The 15,454-nt window shown below is 58.7% G+C and carries 12 protein-coding genes and 1 tRNA gene; 2 read left to right on the top strand and 11 right to left on the bottom strand.

Features of this window, described 5'->3' with window-relative positions:
- Positions 1-496: 496 nt before the first annotated feature.
- The 6 genes from TO66_RS28580 to TO66_RS28555 form a co-directional block, all read right to left on the bottom strand.
- A complete protein-coding gene (locus TO66_RS28580) occupies positions 497-721 on the bottom strand; it encodes a hypothetical protein (protein WP_156162104.1) in 225 nt (74 codons plus the stop codon).
- An 11-nt stretch (positions 722-732) separates the two neighbouring features.
- The gene (locus TO66_RS28575) at positions 733-1,011 is read right to left on the bottom strand and encodes a hypothetical protein (protein ID WP_044465388.1); all 279 of its coding nucleotides are present in this window, start codon (positions 1,009-1,011) and stop codon (positions 733-735) included.
- Entirely contained in the window at positions 1,001-1,360 is a 360-nt protein-coding gene (locus TO66_RS28570; protein ID WP_310732169.1) for a hypothetical protein, read from the bottom strand. Before TO66_RS28570 ends, TO66_RS28575 begins: the two co-directional genes overlap by 11 nt.
- The gene (locus tag TO66_RS28565; protein ID WP_044465387.1) at positions 1,361-1,612 is read right to left on the bottom strand and encodes a hypothetical protein; all 252 of its coding nucleotides are present in this window, start codon (positions 1,610-1,612) and stop codon (positions 1,361-1,363) included.
- A gap of 10 nt (positions 1,613-1,622) precedes the next feature.
- Positions 1,623-1,916 carry a hypothetical protein gene (locus TO66_RS28560; protein ID WP_044465386.1) on the bottom strand — a complete coding sequence of 98 codons (294 nt, stop codon included), beginning with the start codon at positions 1,914-1,916 and terminating at the stop codon, positions 1,623-1,625.
- Between the two features lie 468 nt (positions 1,917-2,384).
- Positions 2,385-5,075, bottom strand: coding sequence for a bifunctional DNA primase/helicase (locus tag TO66_RS28555; protein ID WP_256241778.1), 2,691 nt, complete (start codon positions 5,073-5,075; stop codon positions 2,385-2,387).
- A gap of 332 nt (positions 5,076-5,407) precedes the next feature.
- Between TO66_RS28555 and TO66_RS28550 the strand changes: the two genes are divergently transcribed.
- Both TO66_RS28550 and TO66_RS28545 read left to right on the top strand, forming a co-directional pair.
- The gene (locus tag TO66_RS28550) at positions 5,408-5,644 is read left to right on the top strand and encodes a DNA-binding transcriptional regulator (protein WP_044465385.1); all 237 of its coding nucleotides are present in this window, start codon (positions 5,408-5,410) and stop codon (positions 5,642-5,644) included.
- A gap of 3 nt (positions 5,645-5,647) precedes the next feature.
- The gene (locus tag TO66_RS28545) at positions 5,648-6,712 is read left to right on the top strand and encodes a tyrosine-type recombinase/integrase (RefSeq protein ID WP_044465384.1); all 1,065 of its coding nucleotides are present in this window, start codon (positions 5,648-5,650) and stop codon (positions 6,710-6,712) included.
- A gap of 48 nt (positions 6,713-6,760) precedes the next feature.
- Here TO66_RS28545 and TO66_RS28540 read toward each other — a convergent pair.
- The 5 genes from TO66_RS28540 to rpsU form a co-directional block, all read right to left on the bottom strand.
- Positions 6,761-6,837: transfer RNA gene (locus tag TO66_RS28540), tRNA-Ile, on the bottom strand.
- 15 nt (positions 6,838-6,852) lie between these two features.
- Positions 6,853-10,596, bottom strand: coding sequence for a bifunctional diguanylate cyclase/phosphodiesterase (locus tag TO66_RS28535; RefSeq protein ID WP_044465383.1), 3,744 nt, complete (start codon positions 10,594-10,596; stop codon positions 6,853-6,855).
- A 120-nt stretch (positions 10,597-10,716) separates the two neighbouring features.
- A complete protein-coding gene (gene rpoD / locus TO66_RS28530; protein ID WP_044465382.1) occupies positions 10,717-12,564 on the bottom strand; it encodes an RNA polymerase sigma factor RpoD in 1,848 nt (615 codons plus the stop codon).
- A 67-nt stretch (positions 12,565-12,631) separates the two neighbouring features.
- Complete coding sequence (gene dnaG, locus TO66_RS28525; RefSeq protein WP_044465381.1) at positions 12,632-14,596, bottom strand: DNA primase; 1,965 nt, start codon at positions 14,594-14,596, stop codon at positions 12,632-12,634.
- A gap of 465 nt (positions 14,597-15,061) precedes the next feature.
- On the bottom strand, positions 15,062-15,277 hold the full coding sequence (rpsU, locus tag TO66_RS33010) for a 30S ribosomal protein S21 (RefSeq protein WP_002551877.1): 216 nt from the start codon (positions 15,275-15,277) through the stop codon (positions 15,062-15,064).
- Positions 15,278-15,454: the final 177 nt, after the last annotated feature.

The following is a 15,454-nucleotide window of genomic DNA, read 5'->3' as shown; positions in this document are numbered from 1 at the left end:
CCTGTGAACTATTTTTTTGTAAGGCTTCTGACACGCAAGTGATCTTGCTTTTGCCTAGCAATTGCTGGCGTCTTGGCTTTTTAGACCCTCCTGCCAACGGAATCGTGGAGTAACGGCTTGTAGGAATACAGGAAAGTTTAATTTCGTACATGTGTAAGTAAGTAAGTATGTAAGGGCGCGGAGACGCCGCCGCGCCAGCGTGACGAAGGTGTCGATATGAAATGAGTCGGTATAATAATATTGTACCGAGGTATTTAGCCTGGCGCGTCGTTGTCATTGTTATGTTTTCTATCGATATATTGATTGCATTTCAAAGTTGGGTGGGTGGTTTTCTCACTAGGGTTGTACGATTTTGCAATCATTTCGCGATCTTTAAATCAGTCAGATGATTTCAGATTTATCCGGCTATTTATCAGATTAGCATTGCTCAATGTCTCGTCCTGCAGTACGGCCAGCCGCAAAAAAGGGCGCCGAAGCGCCCTAAGTAGATGTTGGTTTAGATGGGGTGTTTGAGCCTGGTCAGCTCGACAACCCCGTACTGGCGATGCCCTTCCAGGTTTTCGAATGCTCCGACGACGTAGCCAAGCGGGAGCGGAATCTGTACCAGTCCATTGCCGGTTTGATGCATGAGCATTCGGGTTGCTTCGACCAGCATATAGCCTGCAGGCAGTTGCAGCTGCTGACGGACGTTCTCGTACTGCGCGTCGTCGATAGCGATCATTTGGCCATCGATTAGCATGGCTCGCCCCTTTTCTGTTCGGCATTGGCGGTATCAATGGTGCCGGCCATGACCTCCGCCGGGACTGTGATGATCAGAACCCCGTCGTCATTGACCTGGAAGTTTTCCACCGTCAGTTCAAAGGACAACTGATCATTGATCGAGGCGCGCAGAATCATTTCCTCTCTATCCAGGTTGGCTTCGCGGGCCGCGGTGCAGAGCCTGATCCCAAGCATGTGTGCGGTGATGGGCTTGGTTCTACTGCAGGGCATCTGTTGGGGGTCAAAAGACATAACGGGTTTCTCCCTGTATGTGGGGCGGCATGATGGGTTTTGCCAGCAGATCGGCGACCACGGCCGCATCCCGTTCTGATAGATCCCCCAGGCTTGAGGCCATGTCCGCCAGGTTGACCAGGTGTTGCCGGGCGTCGGGGCTCTTGTGCACCTGGTAGCCGATCAGAGCGGCGCCGATCATGGCCATGGCCAACATCGGCCGCGTCGGTCTGAACGTGTTGCCAGCTGGCTGGGTAGGGGCTGTGGTAGCCTTGTGTTCGCTGCTGCTTGGGTGCTGTGCTTGCATTGTGCTGTTCCTCTTGTGGTGGTTGGTGTCGGGGAGCTGCAACTCCTCGACACCGTCTTTCATTCACACCTGCCGCAATTGGCGGGCGGTGAATACCTGGCGCTGTTCACTGCGCACTTCATAAAAGCCCAAATCGTGACCGTCCACGTTCTGCAAATGCACTACGGTGACGAGCATCGGGGTTTCTTCTGGATGGTCCCGCCAATGGGACGCGGCGGCGAGTTCCGCGAGATCTTCGGGCGTGCACATATCGACGTAGGTCGAGGGCAACAGAAGCTCTCCGACCAAGGTATTGGCGCTGTAGTGAATGATCATTCGTTCCCCCTTACGCTTGGCGCACCAAGTGCATGACAAAGTCGGATGGAATGCCGGAGCGCAGGCCCTGTGCTTTCAGCTCCATGACGGCTTTGATCTGAAACTGGGTGCAGTCGTCGGCCAGGAAGTACTTGGCTCCGGTCATGGCCTGGTCGCGGACCAGGTTCACAAAGTAGGGAGTGGTGCAGTTCGCCCCGACGTGGATTTCAGCGGGTAAGCCCTGGCGTTCCAGTTCGGCCTGAATGGCACGGAGCCGCGTTGTTTTGCCGGTGGCCATCTCGCCGGATATGACTTGAACTTGCATGGTGTTACCTCTCTCTGGTGGTGACGCGGAATCCCCGCGCAAATAAAAACGTGTGTAGTCCCTTCTTACGTCCGGAACATCCGGAACATTTGAAAGCTGGTTTTCTGGAGCCCTTGATTTACGGGGGCTCCAGCGAATTCAAAATGTTCCGGTACTACTGGAACATGCCGGAACATGTTTTTTGCTGAAAATGGCTGCAGGCCACGTGGAATAAGGGCTGTAGCCATGTTTCGGTGAAAAGTCCCAGCCGGAACACTGCCGGAACATGCCGGAACGGATTTTGTTCCGGTGTGTTCCAGTGTGTTCCGGTACTGCTGGAACATTTTTTATTGCTTAACTACCTGTATTTATTGATATTTTTATTATCAATCTAGAAATGTTCCGAATGTTCCAGACAAAACATGGGACTTTGCACAAAATCCATTGATATCCCTAAGAGCCCCCCTGGCCATAGCTGCCCCATACTTTTCAGCCGCCCTCCCGCTTGCTGAAGAACCACAGGTTCAGAGGTCGTTTTTCGATGCGGGAGCGTGCTCTGCGCGTCTCGATGAACTTGTGTGTCGTGCTTTTGGGTAAGGCGCTACGTATCAGGGCATCCGGGATCATTTCTTGACCGGCCATCTTGCAGCGCTGCTGGAAGTGCTCGATGTTGATGGCGATCAGTTCTTTGTTGATGCTGTGATTCAACGTCTCGCGGATCTCTTCGCGGTCGCCGTCACGGTCGCTGATCGCCACTACGTCCTCATTGAGGTAGTGGTAGATCTGCCAGAACTTCGCGGCCATGGAGTCCTCGGACTTGCATCGCTGCTGGCGATCAATGGCCCGCATTTCAATGTGGTCGGCCAGATAGTCGGTGTCCCGATCGGTCCAGTCCGGGAAAAAGGCTTGCGTAGCGAAGGCGGCCGCCATGACCTGGGCATGGGATTGGTAGATCCTCATTTCCTTGATTGCAGGATTCGCCATCAGCCGACGCTCGAACCGGGGGAAGGCGTCGAAGTAGCGTTCCAGCCAAAGCTTTTCGTTGGTCAGGCAGTGACGGAGGTAGCCACCCAGCTCCTTTGCTTTCATGGTTCTGAGGCGGTCGGCCATAGGCTTGAGGGCCAGGCTGTGTCCGTCCTTGGTGCAGTGGAAGTGGACGATGCGGGACAGGGTGGCCTCGTCGCCGGTCACGCTTGCGTTTTGCGAGATCGCCAGCGCACCGCGCCATATGTCCACCCGTTTCTCGTTGCCTCCAGTCTTTACGCCGGTTACACGCAGCTGGGCGTGATAGTCGAACATGGGTTTCACGTCGTCCCAGGTGAATTGCACCGTCACGGTACGACCCTGGGCGTCCGTATAGGTCCGGTCAGACTCGATCAGCACCATGGGGAGATTGCTCACCTCGGCGAAGGCTCGGAGCAAACCGACCATGCTTGCACCTGAGCCGCTGGGCTTGGTGCCTTCCATGTTTTCGCGACCTAGCAACCGCCACAGGAACCGCAACAAGGACGACTTGCCAGCACCAGGTTCGCCGGTCAGTTCCAGGAAACCGAATGATGCTTGCTCGCTGGCGATCTGCTGGACGAACAGGGAAGCCGTCCACCAGGACAATGCGCCCAGGCCGTTCATGCCGTTCACCGCCAGGAAGTCAGGGAACCAGGACGGATCGAAGTCTTCGCCCCGCTCGAACTTGATGGTGGATAGTGCCGTCTTGATGCCCTGGCCTTTTACCTCGATAAAGCCATGGTTGTTCACCGGCAACTCGCGGCCGCCTTGGAACCCAAACTCAGGAAAACAGTAGGTACCGGTGTCCTCGTCGTAGCCCAGGAAAGGCAGGCTGCGAACAGTACGTACAGGCCGTCGCACGTCGTTGAGCCACTTCGCCTTGAGAATGGCCAGCTCGCGCGCGCCACCTTCGAAGTTTCCGCCTGGTGTGAAGTCGAGCATGCCCTTGATGAAGCCGCGGGGATCTGCGATCGCTCCGGACGACAAGGCGGCCTGGCAGTTCCTGCTCTGATCCGGAAACGCAAAGCTGAAGTGGTAGCGTTGCTCGCCGGTGATGCTGTCCTTTTCCAGGTAGTCCAGATCTGGAATGCAGTTGGATATTTGAGCGATGCGTGACGTGCTGTAGAAAATCTCTCGATTGCCCTCCAACTTGTCATCGCCTAGCGCTTTAGTCAGCTCGGCCTGGTTGACGCGAACAGAGAACAGCTGGTTGCGAAACTCCACCAGGTAGAACCCGGAAGGGCGACGGAGGTAGACCAGGTATGCAAGTTTCCGCGAACTCTCTGCTGTGAACAGTTGACCGCGATAACAGGCGTCATCCATGAAGTTCTCGTCCAGCTTGCCGTCCCGGTACACGTCGTCCCAATCTTGCTCGCCGGCCAGGGCGACCCAACCAATCTCGCGCATGTCGCGGAGCTGGCGCAGGTACTTGGGAATGTACTTATGGCCGGCCTTGTCATCGTCCAGACCGATAACCCAGGTGACCAACTTGCCTTTATTGGCCTCGACCACTTCCCAGGGGAAGTTGACGCAGCTGATCGAGGCGATGGCCTTAAACCCGGCGAGGTACAGAGCGATAGCGTGGAAGATGCCCTCCACGACATACACCCGATCGCTTTTCTCGATGGTCATACCAGGCGGCATCCAGCCTTTGCCCTGGTAGTCGGTGCCGTACTTGACGTGGGCTTTCTTGCCTTCGTGCAGCTCCACAGCCTTGGCGTCGATCAGGCGTTCCCAATAGCCATTGAACAGTGCGAACCGCACCGTGTCGGCCCAGGTGCCATTGGGCAACTGGCGGCGGCCTTGCTCATACCAGCCAGCCAGCTTGCTGATATCAAAGCCGCGGTTGCGCTGCAGGTAAGCGTCGGCCGTGGCATTGGGTTTCTCTGGTGTCCTGGGAAAACGTTCGCTGAGGTTTTCGAACAAGTAGCTGTAGCGCTCGCGGGTCTTCTCGGTGAAGCGGCATTCATTCTCCCGATTGCACATCAGCACCCATGGTTTCTTGACGCTGATGAACAGTCGGCGCTCGCCACAGTTGGGGCAAATGCCTTTCTGCATGGACTTTTCGCTGATGCTCTTGAAGTCCAGTTCCCGGTCATTTTTCAGGGCCTCGACAACCTCGTTGCTATAGATGCTGTCGAAATCAGGCCGGCGGCGGTTTGTCACGTTGCTCACTTACACCTCGCCGGCTGGTTTGCTGCTCTTACCGCCGCGCGCGCGCTCGGCTTGTTCGGCCGCTTCCATCGCCAGGTGCACCATATTGATAAGGACGGCCTTAGAGCCGGGAGGGGGAGGTAGGACGAGATAGATTCCTTGATCTACTGCCTTTCGGATTGCTGAGTCGGACTGTCCAGAGCGCCGAACGAACTCGGCGACTGTTACGTATGGCGTGTCAATGCAGATCTTCATTCTGATACCCTCGCTAGCTACCCTATGGGAAATATGGGACATGAGTTCCTTACGAGGAACATGTTCATTCCTTACAAGGAACATGTCAAGAGGGCTTGATGGACTTCGCCGCGAAATTCAAATTGATTCGAAAAGCTGAGCGGTTGACGCAGAAGGAGTTCTGCGAGCTGTTGGGCTTCAGTGAAAGCACTTTCAGAAAATATGAAGCTGGATTTATCGAGGTAGGGGCGCCCGCACTCCTGAAGATTGTTAACCATCCACGATTCACGAAATACACCCTATGGCTCATGACCGACCTAACGGCGTCTGAGTGCGGGCAAGTCAGTCCGGAATAACCTATGTCTATCAAGTTGCTGGCGGATGGCCGCTACAAGGTCGACTGCCGCCCGGAGGGTGGTTATGGCCTGCGTATTCGCAAGGTTTTCCGAACCAAGGGGGAGGCGTTGTACTTTGAGCGCCGAACCATGGGGGAGGGGGTAAAAGGGGAGTATGAGAAGAAACCCAAGGCCGACCTGCGAAGGCTGACGGATTTGATCGATCGTTGGTTCAAGCTCCACGGCCAATCGTTGAAGACGGGACAGCAGCGCAAGGATCTGCTGGATCTGATGGCAGAGCGCATGGGCAACCCTATGGCTACGCAGTTCAGCGCCGCGGACTTTGCGCAGTATCGTGCTGAGCGGGCCGAGGGCAAACACTCCAGGTACACCAAGGATGGGCAGCCTGGCAGGCCTGTTAGCGCGAACATGCTCAACCATGAGCTGGCTTACTTGCGGGCCGTGTTCAACGAGCTGAAGCGTTTAGGGGAATGGGATGGCGAGAATCCGCTGGACAATGTCCGCGGTCTGCGATTTGACGAAACGGAAATGGCCTACCTGCTCCGGGAACAGATCGGCCCTTTCCTGGAGTGTGTGAAAGCCTTGGACAGTGACACCCTGCTGATATCCGAGGTGTGTTTGTCCACAGGTGCTCGTTGGGGCGAAGCTGAGGGATTACAGCCGCGCCAAGTGCGCCAGCAACGCATCCAGTACCACAAGACGAAGTCGAGTAAGAATCGCACTGTGCCAATCTCCAAGGAGCTGGAGCGGCGGCTGTTGAAGGCCCTACCGTTCAAGCCTTGCTATGACATATTCCGGCGGGCTGTCGAGCTTGCGAAGCTGGATCTACCAGCTGGGCAACTGACCCATGTTTTGCGTCATACATTCGCCAGTCACTACATGATGAATGGCGGCGACATAATCACCCTTCAAAAAGTGCTCGGTCACGCGACTCTGGCCATGACTCAGAAGTACGCTCATTTCAGTCCTGGGCATATGGCGGAGGTCGTCAATCTCAACCCTTTGGCGTTTCAGGTTGGACACTTTTTGGACACTTCTGCGGTTCTGGCTGAAAACGAGACAGCCTAAGTCCATACGGCAGATGCGCGAAAGCCGCGCAATGCGCGGCTTTCAAGGTGGTGGGCCCACACGGACTCGAACCGTGGACCAAAGGATTATGAGTCCTCTGCTCTAACCGACTGAGCTATAGGCCCTCAGTAGGCCGCGGATTATAACGACGGTTTCTCGGCTGTGCTATCCGAATAATCCGAAACGGGAAGGCGCAGGAAGGTGGCCGCGAATTCGTTGGCGCTGAGGGGTAGGCTGATGATGTAGCCCTGGATCTGTTCGCAGCCTTCGTTGCCGAGAAACACTTGCTGCTCATGGGTTTCCACACCTTCGGCAATGACCGTGAACTGCATGCTGCGGCCCAGGGCGATGATGGCCCGGACGATGGCGACGTCGTGGGGATCATCGGGCAGGCCGCGGACGAAGGATTGGTCGATCTTCAGGAAGTCCAGCGGCAGGCGCTTGAGGTAGCTCAGGGACGAATAGCCGGTGCCGAAATCGTCGATGGCCAACTGAACCCCCAGGTGCTTGAGCTGGTGCAGCACCTCCAGCGCTTCCTCGGCCTGGCTCATGATGAAGTTCTCGGTGATTTCCAGCTGCAGGAAGCCAGGCTTGAGGCGGTTGTCCTTGAGCAATTGTTCGATCCGCCCCAGGAGGTTCGGCTGGCGCAACTGGGCTCCGGCGAGGTTGACCGACAGCGGGCCGAAGCTTGCGTAGCGCTCATTCCAGGCGCGCAGTTGCTGGCAGGCCTGTTCCAGCACCCAGTCGCCGATCTGCAGGATCATGCCGTTTTCTTCGGCCAGGGGAATGAAGTGCTCGGGCGGGACTTCGCCGAAGGTCGGATGGTGCCAGCGAATCAGTGCTTCGGCGCCGACCAGCATCTGGTCGCGCAGGCTGATCTTGGGTTGGTAGTACAGGTACAGCTCGTTGCGTTCGATGGCGCGCCGCAATTCATGTTCCAGTGCCACGCGTTCGCTGGCCTGGGCGGTCAGGTCGCGGGTATAGCTCTCGACCCGGTTGCGGCCCTTGGCCTTGGAACGGTACATGGCGGCATCGGCGTTCTTGATCAGCGTGGCGACGTCACCGCCGTCCTTGGGATAGAGGCTGGTGCCGATGCTGGCGCTGATGAAGAACTCATGCTCCCCGGCCTGGAACGGCGCACTGAAGCAGTTCAGCAGCTTGTTGGCGATATGCTCGGCGTCGCTGGGCTGCTGTAGCCCGGGGAGCAGGATGATGAACTCGTCTCCCCCCAGGCGGGCGACGGTATCGATATCCCGCAGCTGTTCTTTCAAGCGCGCGGCGATGCCCTTGAGCAGCAGGTCGCCCACCGGGTGGCCGAGACTGTCGTTGATGTGCTTGAAGCGGTCCAGGTCGAGGAACAGCACGGCGCCCTGGCCACCGTTTTCGCGCTGGACGTTGAGTGCGGTCAGCAGGCGGCTTTCGAACAGGGTGCGGTTCGGCAGGCCGGTCAACGGGTCGTGGTGCGCCTGGTAGTCGAGCTTGGCCTGGGCGTGCTTGAGGCTGGATATATCGGCGAAAACGGCGACGAAGTGCGTGACGCAGTGGTCTTTGTTGCGGACTGCGCTGATGGTCAGCCAGCTGGGGTACAACTCGCCGCTCTTGCGACGGTTGGAAATTTCTCCCTGCCAGTGGCCTTCAGCGGTCAACTGGTGCCACATGGCGGCGTAGAAGGCGCTGTCGTGCAGGCCGGAAGCCAGCAGGCGAGGGGTATGGCCCAGGGCTTCGTTCTCGCTATAGCCGGTAATCTCGGTGAATGCCCGGTTGACCGCGCTGATGTGTTGCCGGGTATCGGTGATCAGTACGCCTTCGGCGGTGCTCTCGAACACGGTGGCGGCCTGTTGCAGTTTCTCCTGCATCAGGTGGCGTTCGGTGATGTCGCGGGCGATGGTGAGCATGCAGTCTTCGTCGCCGATCGGCAGCGGCCGGCTCGACAGCTCGCACAGGCGGATCTGCCCGTCGTTGCGACGGATATGGCAGCTGAAATCGCGCACGAAGCCGTCCCGTTGCAGCAGGTCGAGCATCTGCCGGCGTTCGTTCAGGTTGACCCAGATGCCCAGGTCGAGCGTGGAGCGGTCTACGGACATGGCGCTGTTGAAGCCGGTGATGCGGCTGAAACCTTCGTTGACCTCCAGCAACAGGCCATCGCGCTGACGGCTCAGCAGCAGGCCGTCCGGCGAGGCATGAAAGGCCTTGGCGAATTTCTCCTCGGAGGTTTGCAGCTGCTGCTGGGTTTCCTTCAACTGGCTGATGTCGCGCACCACCACGACCAGCGCGGGCGTGGTGTCGAGGTCGAAAGGTTCGGCGGAGATCAGGCCGGTGAACAACTGGCCGTTGCTGCGTCGAAAGGGCATCTCCAGGTTGCGGATGCTGCCGGCCTGCAAACGTTGCAGCAGCCCGGGGCCGACGCCCTGGATGCCCCAGATATTCAATTCGGTGGCCGTCTGGCCGATGACTTGCGCGGCACTCAGGCCGATCTGCTCCTCGAACGCTTCGTTGACTTCCAGCAGGCAGCCATCCGACAGGCGGGCAATGACCAGGATGTCCGGGCACTGCTGGAACACCGAGGCGAATTTCTGCTCCGAGAGCCGCAGGGCTTCTTCGGTGCGCTTGGTTTCGCTGATGTCGATCATCAGGCCGCGCATCACCGGTTCGTGCCCATGTTCGATCAGGCTGACAATGTCGCGCACCCACAGGCAGCGGCCATCCGCGGTGATGACCCGGTAATCCAGGCTGTGATCGCGCCTGGCCAGGACTTCGTGGTCGCAGAAGCTTTGGGCACGAGTGAGGTCGGCGGGGTGGATGATGTTTCTCCAGAACCCGGGAATCAGCCAGTGCGCAAGCGGATAGCCCAGCAATTGCTCGGCATGGGGCGACACGTAGCTGTAGGTGAAATCGCTGATGCGTGCTTCCCAGGCAATCGCCGAAAGACTTTCGACCAGGCCGCGGTAATGGTATTCGCTGCTGCGCAGCTCCTGCTCCAGGGCCACGCGGCGGGCGATCTCGGAGCTCAGCCGGCGGTTGATGCGGATCACTATCGCCAGCACGGTGAACAGCAGCAGCAAGCCCGGCAGGCCATAGATCAGCAGGTCCGACCAGAACGAACGATGGTCGAGCACGTTGCCCACCCAGCGTTGCTGGATTTCATTGACCTCCGCTGGGCTGATGTCCGCCAGCACCTTATCGAGAATGCCCACCAGGATCTTGTTGTCGCGAGGGACGCCCATGGCCAACTGATAGCGGTAGGGGGTCTCGCCGCTGACATAGAGCCCATCGAGCTTCAGCTGGCGCAGGCTCCAGACGCTGGAGGCAAGGTCGCCAACCACGGCATCGACCTGATTGAGGGCCAGCGCCTGCAGGGTCGAACTCACATTGGGCAGGGCGACCAGGTTCAGGTCGGGATGGTGGGTGCGCAGCAGCTCATGGGGCGCGTAATTTTCCACCACGGCGATTTTCAGGCCGTACAGGTCCTGGATCTTGCGGGGTTGCGCGCCGCCCTTGTGGGCCAGGATCACGATCGGGAAGTCGAGGTAGGGACGCGTGAAGGCCAGGTAATTCTGGCGTTCCGGGGTCGACATAATGCCGGGCAGCAGGTCCAGGTTGCCCTTTTTCGCGGTGTCGAGCACTTCGCTCCAGCTGGCGGGTTCTATCGGCTTTAGCGTGATCGCCAGGCGATCCTGGATCAGATGGATGTAATCCGCTGCAAGGCCCTGGTAGCGTCCTTCCTCGTCGCGATATTCGAAGGGCGGCCATGAAGCGTCTACCCCCAGGCGCAACTGCTGGTGGGTCGAAAGCCAGGCATGTTCTTCATCGCTGAGAGTCAGTGCGTCGACTGTTGCGGCCCAGGCGAGCAGCGACAGCACAAGCACGGCCGACAGTCTGGGCATAACGATCTCGTTATGGCGTGGGGAATGTTTCGAGTGTAGACGGGCAATCCGCAGGGAGTGAGGCGCGGGGGATTTAAACAGCACAAAGCAAAACCCCCAGCAGGGCTGGGGGTTTTGGTATCACTCGTCGAGGAAGGAGCGCAGATGCTCGCTTCGCGTCGGGTGGCGCAGCTTGCGCAGTGCCTTGGCTTCGATCTGACGAATCCGTTCACGGGTAACGTCGAACTGCTTACCAACCTCCTCGAGGGTGTGGTCGGTATTCATGTCGATGCCGAAGCGCATGCGCAGTACCTTGGCTTCACGGGCTGTAAGGCCGGAGAGTACTTCGCGAGTCGCTTCCTTGAGGCTCTCAACGGTGGCGACATCGATTGGCGACTGCATGGTCGAGTCTTCGATGAAGTCGCCCAGATGGGAGTCTTCGTCATCACCGATCGGGGTTTCCATGGAGATCGGCTCTTTGGCGATCTTCAATACCTTGCGGATCTTGTCCTCAGGCATTTCCATGCGTTCGCCCAGCTCTTCCGGAGTCGGTTCGCGACCCATTTCCTGCAGCATCTGCCGGGAAATACGGTTGAGCTTGTTGATCGTCTCGATCATGTGCACCGGAATACGAATGGTGCGGGCCTGGTCGGCGATCGAGCGAGTGATCGCCTGACGGATCCACCAGGTGGCATAGGTCGAGAACTTGTAGCCGCGGCGGTATTCGAACTTGTCTACCGCTTTCATCAAGCCGATGTTGCCTTCCTGGATCAGGTCGAGGAACTGCAAGCCACGGTTGGTGTACTTCTTGGCGATGGAGATCACCAGACGCAAGTTGGCTTCGACCATCTCTTTCTTCGCGCGACGGGCCTTGGCCTCGCCGATCGACATGCGACGGTTGATGTCCTTGATCTCGGCGATCGTCAGGCCGGTTTCGCTTTCGAGCGCGGTCAGCTTCTGCTGGCAACGGATGATATCCGGCTGCAGGCGGCCGATGGCTTCGGCGTACTTGGCCTTGCCCTTGGCCAGCGCGTCGGACCAGCTTTCGTCGACTTCGTTGCCAGGGAACTGGCGCAGGAAGTCGGCGCGAGGCATGCGAGCATCACGCACGCAGAGTTGCATGATCGCGCGTTCTTGCTGGCGCAGGCGATCCAGGGCGCTGCGAACACGTTCGACCAGGGCTTCGAATTGCTTCGGAACCAGCTTGATCGGCATGAACAGCTCGGCCAGGGCCAGCATTTCGGCCAGGGCCTGCTTATGCTCGCGACCGTGCTTCTTCAGCGCCTTGCGGGTGATTTCCATCTGCTCGGCAACGGCGCCGAAGCGCTGGGCCGCGATGATCGGATCCGGGCCGCTTTCGGCTTCTTCTTCGTCGTCACTGGCTTCGGCGTCGTCGTCATCGTTCTCGTCGTCCGCCTTGGCGGCCTTGGAGTCGACAGGCGGTGGTACCTCGGCGGCAGGCGGCGCGATGCCGTCGTCCGGGTCGATGTAACCGCTCAGAACGTCGGACAGGCGGCCACCTTCGGTGGTGACGCGATTGTATTCGGAGAGGATGTGCTCGACCGTGCCAGGGAAGTGCGCAATCGCGCCCATCACTTCACGGATGCCCTCTTCGATACGCTTGGCGATTTCGATTTCGCCTTCACGTGTGAGCAGCTCTACCGTGCCCATTTCGCGCATGTACATGCGCACTGGGTCGGTAGTGCGACCAATGTCGGTTTCCACAGCCGCCAACGCCGCGGCGGCTTCTTCAGCTGCTGCTTCGTCGGTATCGGCTTCGGCCAACAAAAGGGCATCCGCATCCGGAGCACTCTCGAATACGTTGATCCCCATGTCGTTGATCATGCGGATGATGTCTTCCACCTGTTCCGGATCTGAAATATCCTCCGGCAGGTGGTCGTTGACCTCCGCGTAAGTCAGGTAACCCTGCTCACGACCACGGCTGATCAACTCTTTGAGGCGAGACTGCTGTTGCGCTTTTCCGGACATAACACCCTATCCACTGAAGGTCTTGGCGGGCAAAAAACAAGCCGAGGATTATACCCGAGCTATGACCTCACGCGCCAGTTGAGGTCGGGTTTGATGCGGGAACATTGCGTTTTAAAAGCTCGAGCAGCTGAATTTTTTCTTCGCCACTCAATTCGCTTTGACGCGATTTCCTGAGAAGTTGTTCCAAAACACGCTCACGTTGGCGAGCGGACAAGCTTTTAATGGTGTCGAAAAACTGTTGTTCAAGGTTGTCGCCTTCAATCAGCCACTCCTTTTCCGCCAGCGCCTTGATCAGGCGGCCCTGTTCCGTGCCGTGCCAGCGCGCCATGAGTTGATGAATAGAGCGTAGCTTAGGATTTTTCTGCACGGCTTCGATCAGGGCCACCAGCAGCTGGGTGTTGGTGTTGTCGTCGGCGGCAAAATGCCCGGCGTCTTCAACCTTTTCGGCCAGTTGCGGGTGATGCAGCAAGGTGCGGAGAGCCGACAGCGTTGGGGGTTCGACGGCGGCCGGGACGCGCGGGGCACGTGGCTGATCGCGATCGCCGTTACGCTTGCCCTTTTTGTCCCACGGCTTGTTTTCCCATTTCTTGCCGCTCGCGCCGTTTTTCTTTGGCGTCCACTCCTGCTGCGGCACGTAGGCTTCTTGCGGCTCGTGGTAATCCGCGTAGTCCGGCATGGCGTCGTAGTCGATACCGGCGTCGTACATCGGCGGCGCCTCGGGAGGGGCGCTTTGTACCAGCTGACTGACGGTCTCGTTGTTGAGCCCGGTAATCTCGCTGAGGCGCTGACGCATCAAGGTCCGCAGGTTGGCGCCGGGAACCTTGTCGATCAGCGGTGCCGCCAGGGTGGCCAGGTGGGCCTTGCCCTCGAGCGAGCGCGGATCGGCTTCTTCGGTCAGTTGCTGGAAGAAATAGTCGGCCAGCGGCTGGGCATGTTGATTGATGCGCGCCCGAAAGGCGTCCGTACCCTCTGAGCGGATCAGGGTGTCCGGGTCCTCGCCTTCGGGAAGGAACAGGAAGCGGGCCCGACGACCGTCCTGCAGGCTGGAAAGCGTCGCTTCCAGGGCACGCCAGGCGGCCTTGCGCCCGGCCTGGTCGCCGTCGAAGCAGAACAGGACGCTGGGCACGATGCGGAACAGGCGCTTGAGGTGTTCTTCGCTGGTGGCGGTGCCCAGGGTTGCGACGGCGTTGCGCAGGCCTTGTTGGGCGAGGGCGATGACGTCCATGTAGCCTTCGACGACGATGATCTCGTCGAGGTTGCGGTTGTTCTTGCGCGCCTCGAACAGGCCGTAAAGCTCCTGGCCCTTGTGGAATACCGGGGTTTCCGGCGAGTTCAGGTACTTCGGCTTGTCGTCGCCCAGTACCCGGCCACCAAAGGCGATGATCCGGCCGCGGCTGTCGCGGATCGGGAACATCACCCGGTCGCGGAAGCGGTCGTAACGCTTGCCGGTTTCGGCGTTTTCGATCAGCAGGCCGGCATCGATCATGGCTTTCTGCTGCAGGGTATCGCTGCTCAGGTGCTTGAACAGGTTGTCCCAGCCTGGTGGGGCGAAGCCGAGGCCAAAGTCGCGGGCAATCTCGCCGGTCAGGCCGCGCCCCTTGAGGTAGTCGACGGCTGCCTTGCGGGCCGGGTGGCTTTTCAGCGCCTGGCGATAGTATTCGGCGGCGGCGGTGAGCAGCGGGTAGAGCGGCGAATCGGTGGGCTGCCGGGGTTTGTGCGAACGCCCGCTTTCCTCGCGCGGCACTTCCATGCCGGCGGCCTTGGCCAGTTCCTCGACCGCCTGGGGAAAGTCCAGGTTGTCGTGGTCCATGATGAAGCCAAGGGCGTTGCCCCCTGCGCCGCAGCCGAAGCAGTAGTAGAACTGCTTGTCAGGACTGACGCTGAAGGAGGGAGTCTTCTCCTTGTGGAACGGGCAGCAGGCGGTGAAGTTCTTGCCGGCCTTTTTCATCTGCACGCGCGAGCTGACCACATCGACGATGTCGGTGCGGTTCAGAAGGTCGTCAATAAAGCTCTGGGGAATCAGCCCGGCCATGGCGTTCTCGTCATCACTGCGCGAAAGAATTGGACCAATGCGAAGGCTTCGAAAGCGGGTGTGCTCGAGACGCGACGGTTGTGCGTTCGACCCTCTGTCGTTGGCTTGATCGCTATCGGGAAGTGTATCTGCCGAAAGTCCACTGACGTTAGTTCCAATCAGTCTTCGACTATTTGAAGATATTGCTCTGAGTCCGACAGGTCTCGGATGGCTCACAAGCGGGCGCTGGAGAAGGGCGCCTTGGGCTGAGTCTGTTGAGGAATCAGAAAGGTGTGCTCGTCAGTAGCCTTGGAAGGCTCGTCAGAAGAGACGTGCACCGCTGGCAGGAGCCAGGTCTGACGTGGTGAAGCGGATTTGTCTCGATCGCATGCGATGTCGACGGTGAAGCATCAAGCGTGGTCCGCAAATGCCATTAGCCCGGCTGAGGGCCGGGCTTGGCAGAAGCTTGCAGCGAACGTCTGTGTATTAGTACAGACGTACGGCGCGGCGCTGTTCGCGCTGAACTTTCTTGGCGTGACGCTTAACAGCAGCAGCTGCTTTGCGCTTACGCTCAGAAGTCGGCTTCTCGTAAAATTCGCGGCTACGAACTTCAGCCAGAACACCGGCTTTTTCGCAGGAGCGCTTGAAACGACGCAGAGCTACGTCGAAGGGTTCGTTCTCTTTAACTTTGACGGCTGGCATCCAGAGCTACCTTCATTCATTACCGGGGTCAACGTTCCCATCGCAAAAGTCGCGGCTGAGCTCGTCGGTTTTTAAGGGTTGCGGATGTTAACCCCTCATCGCTCGGAATGCAAAGCCTCTGATCGAAAACCGCTGGTCGGGCGACGGAGTGGCGACTATTATGCGCGCCTTCGAATT

The sequence above is a fragment of the Pseudomonas sp. MRSN 12121 genome (genome assembly GCF_000931465.1).
GTDB lineage: Bacteria > Pseudomonadota > Gammaproteobacteria > Pseudomonadales > Pseudomonadaceae > Aquipseudomonas.
The sequence above is the reverse complement of the archived record's forward strand: the minus strand, read 5'-3'. Positions and strand labels throughout refer to the sequence as shown.

Excerpts from the sequence above, each read along its gene's own strand:
- dnaG (WP_044465381.1), bottom strand. The coding sequence starts at position 14,596 with ATGGCCGGGCTGATTCCCCAGAGCTTTATTGACGACCTTCTGAACCGC.
- TO66_RS28550 (WP_044465385.1), top strand. The coding sequence starts at position 5,408 with ATGGACTTCGCCGCGAAATTCAAATTGATTCGAAAAGCTGAGCGGTTG.
- TO66_RS28575 (WP_044465388.1), bottom strand. The coding sequence starts at position 1,011 with ATGTCTTTTGACCCCCAACAGATGCCCTGCAGTAGAACCAAGCCCATC.
- TO66_RS28560 (WP_044465386.1), bottom strand. The coding sequence starts at position 1,916 with ATGCAAGTTCAAGTCATATCCGGCGAGATGGCCACCGGCAAAACAACG.
- TO66_RS28570 (WP_310732169.1), bottom strand. The coding sequence starts at position 1,360 with ATGAAAGACGGTGTCGAGGAGTTGCAGCTCCCCGACACCAACCACCAC.
- rpsU (WP_002551877.1), bottom strand. The coding sequence starts at position 15,277 with ATGCCAGCCGTCAAAGTTAAAGAGAACGAACCCTTCGACGTAGCTCTG.
- TO66_RS28535 (WP_044465383.1), bottom strand. The coding sequence starts at position 10,596 with ATGCCCAGACTGTCGGCCGTGCTTGTGCTGTCGCTGCTCGCCTGGGCC.
- TO66_RS28565 (WP_044465387.1), bottom strand. The coding sequence starts at position 1,612 with ATGATCATTCACTACAGCGCCAATACCTTGGTCGGAGAGCTTCTGTTG.
- rpoD (WP_044465382.1), bottom strand. The coding sequence starts at position 12,564 with ATGTCCGGAAAAGCGCAACAGCAGTCTCGCCTCAAAGAGTTGATCAGC.
- TO66_RS28580 (WP_156162104.1), bottom strand. The coding sequence starts at position 721 with ATGATCGCTATCGACGACGCGCAGTACGAGAACGTCCGTCAGCAGCTG.
- TO66_RS28545 (WP_044465384.1), top strand. The coding sequence starts at position 5,648 with ATGTCTATCAAGTTGCTGGCGGATGGCCGCTACAAGGTCGACTGCCGC.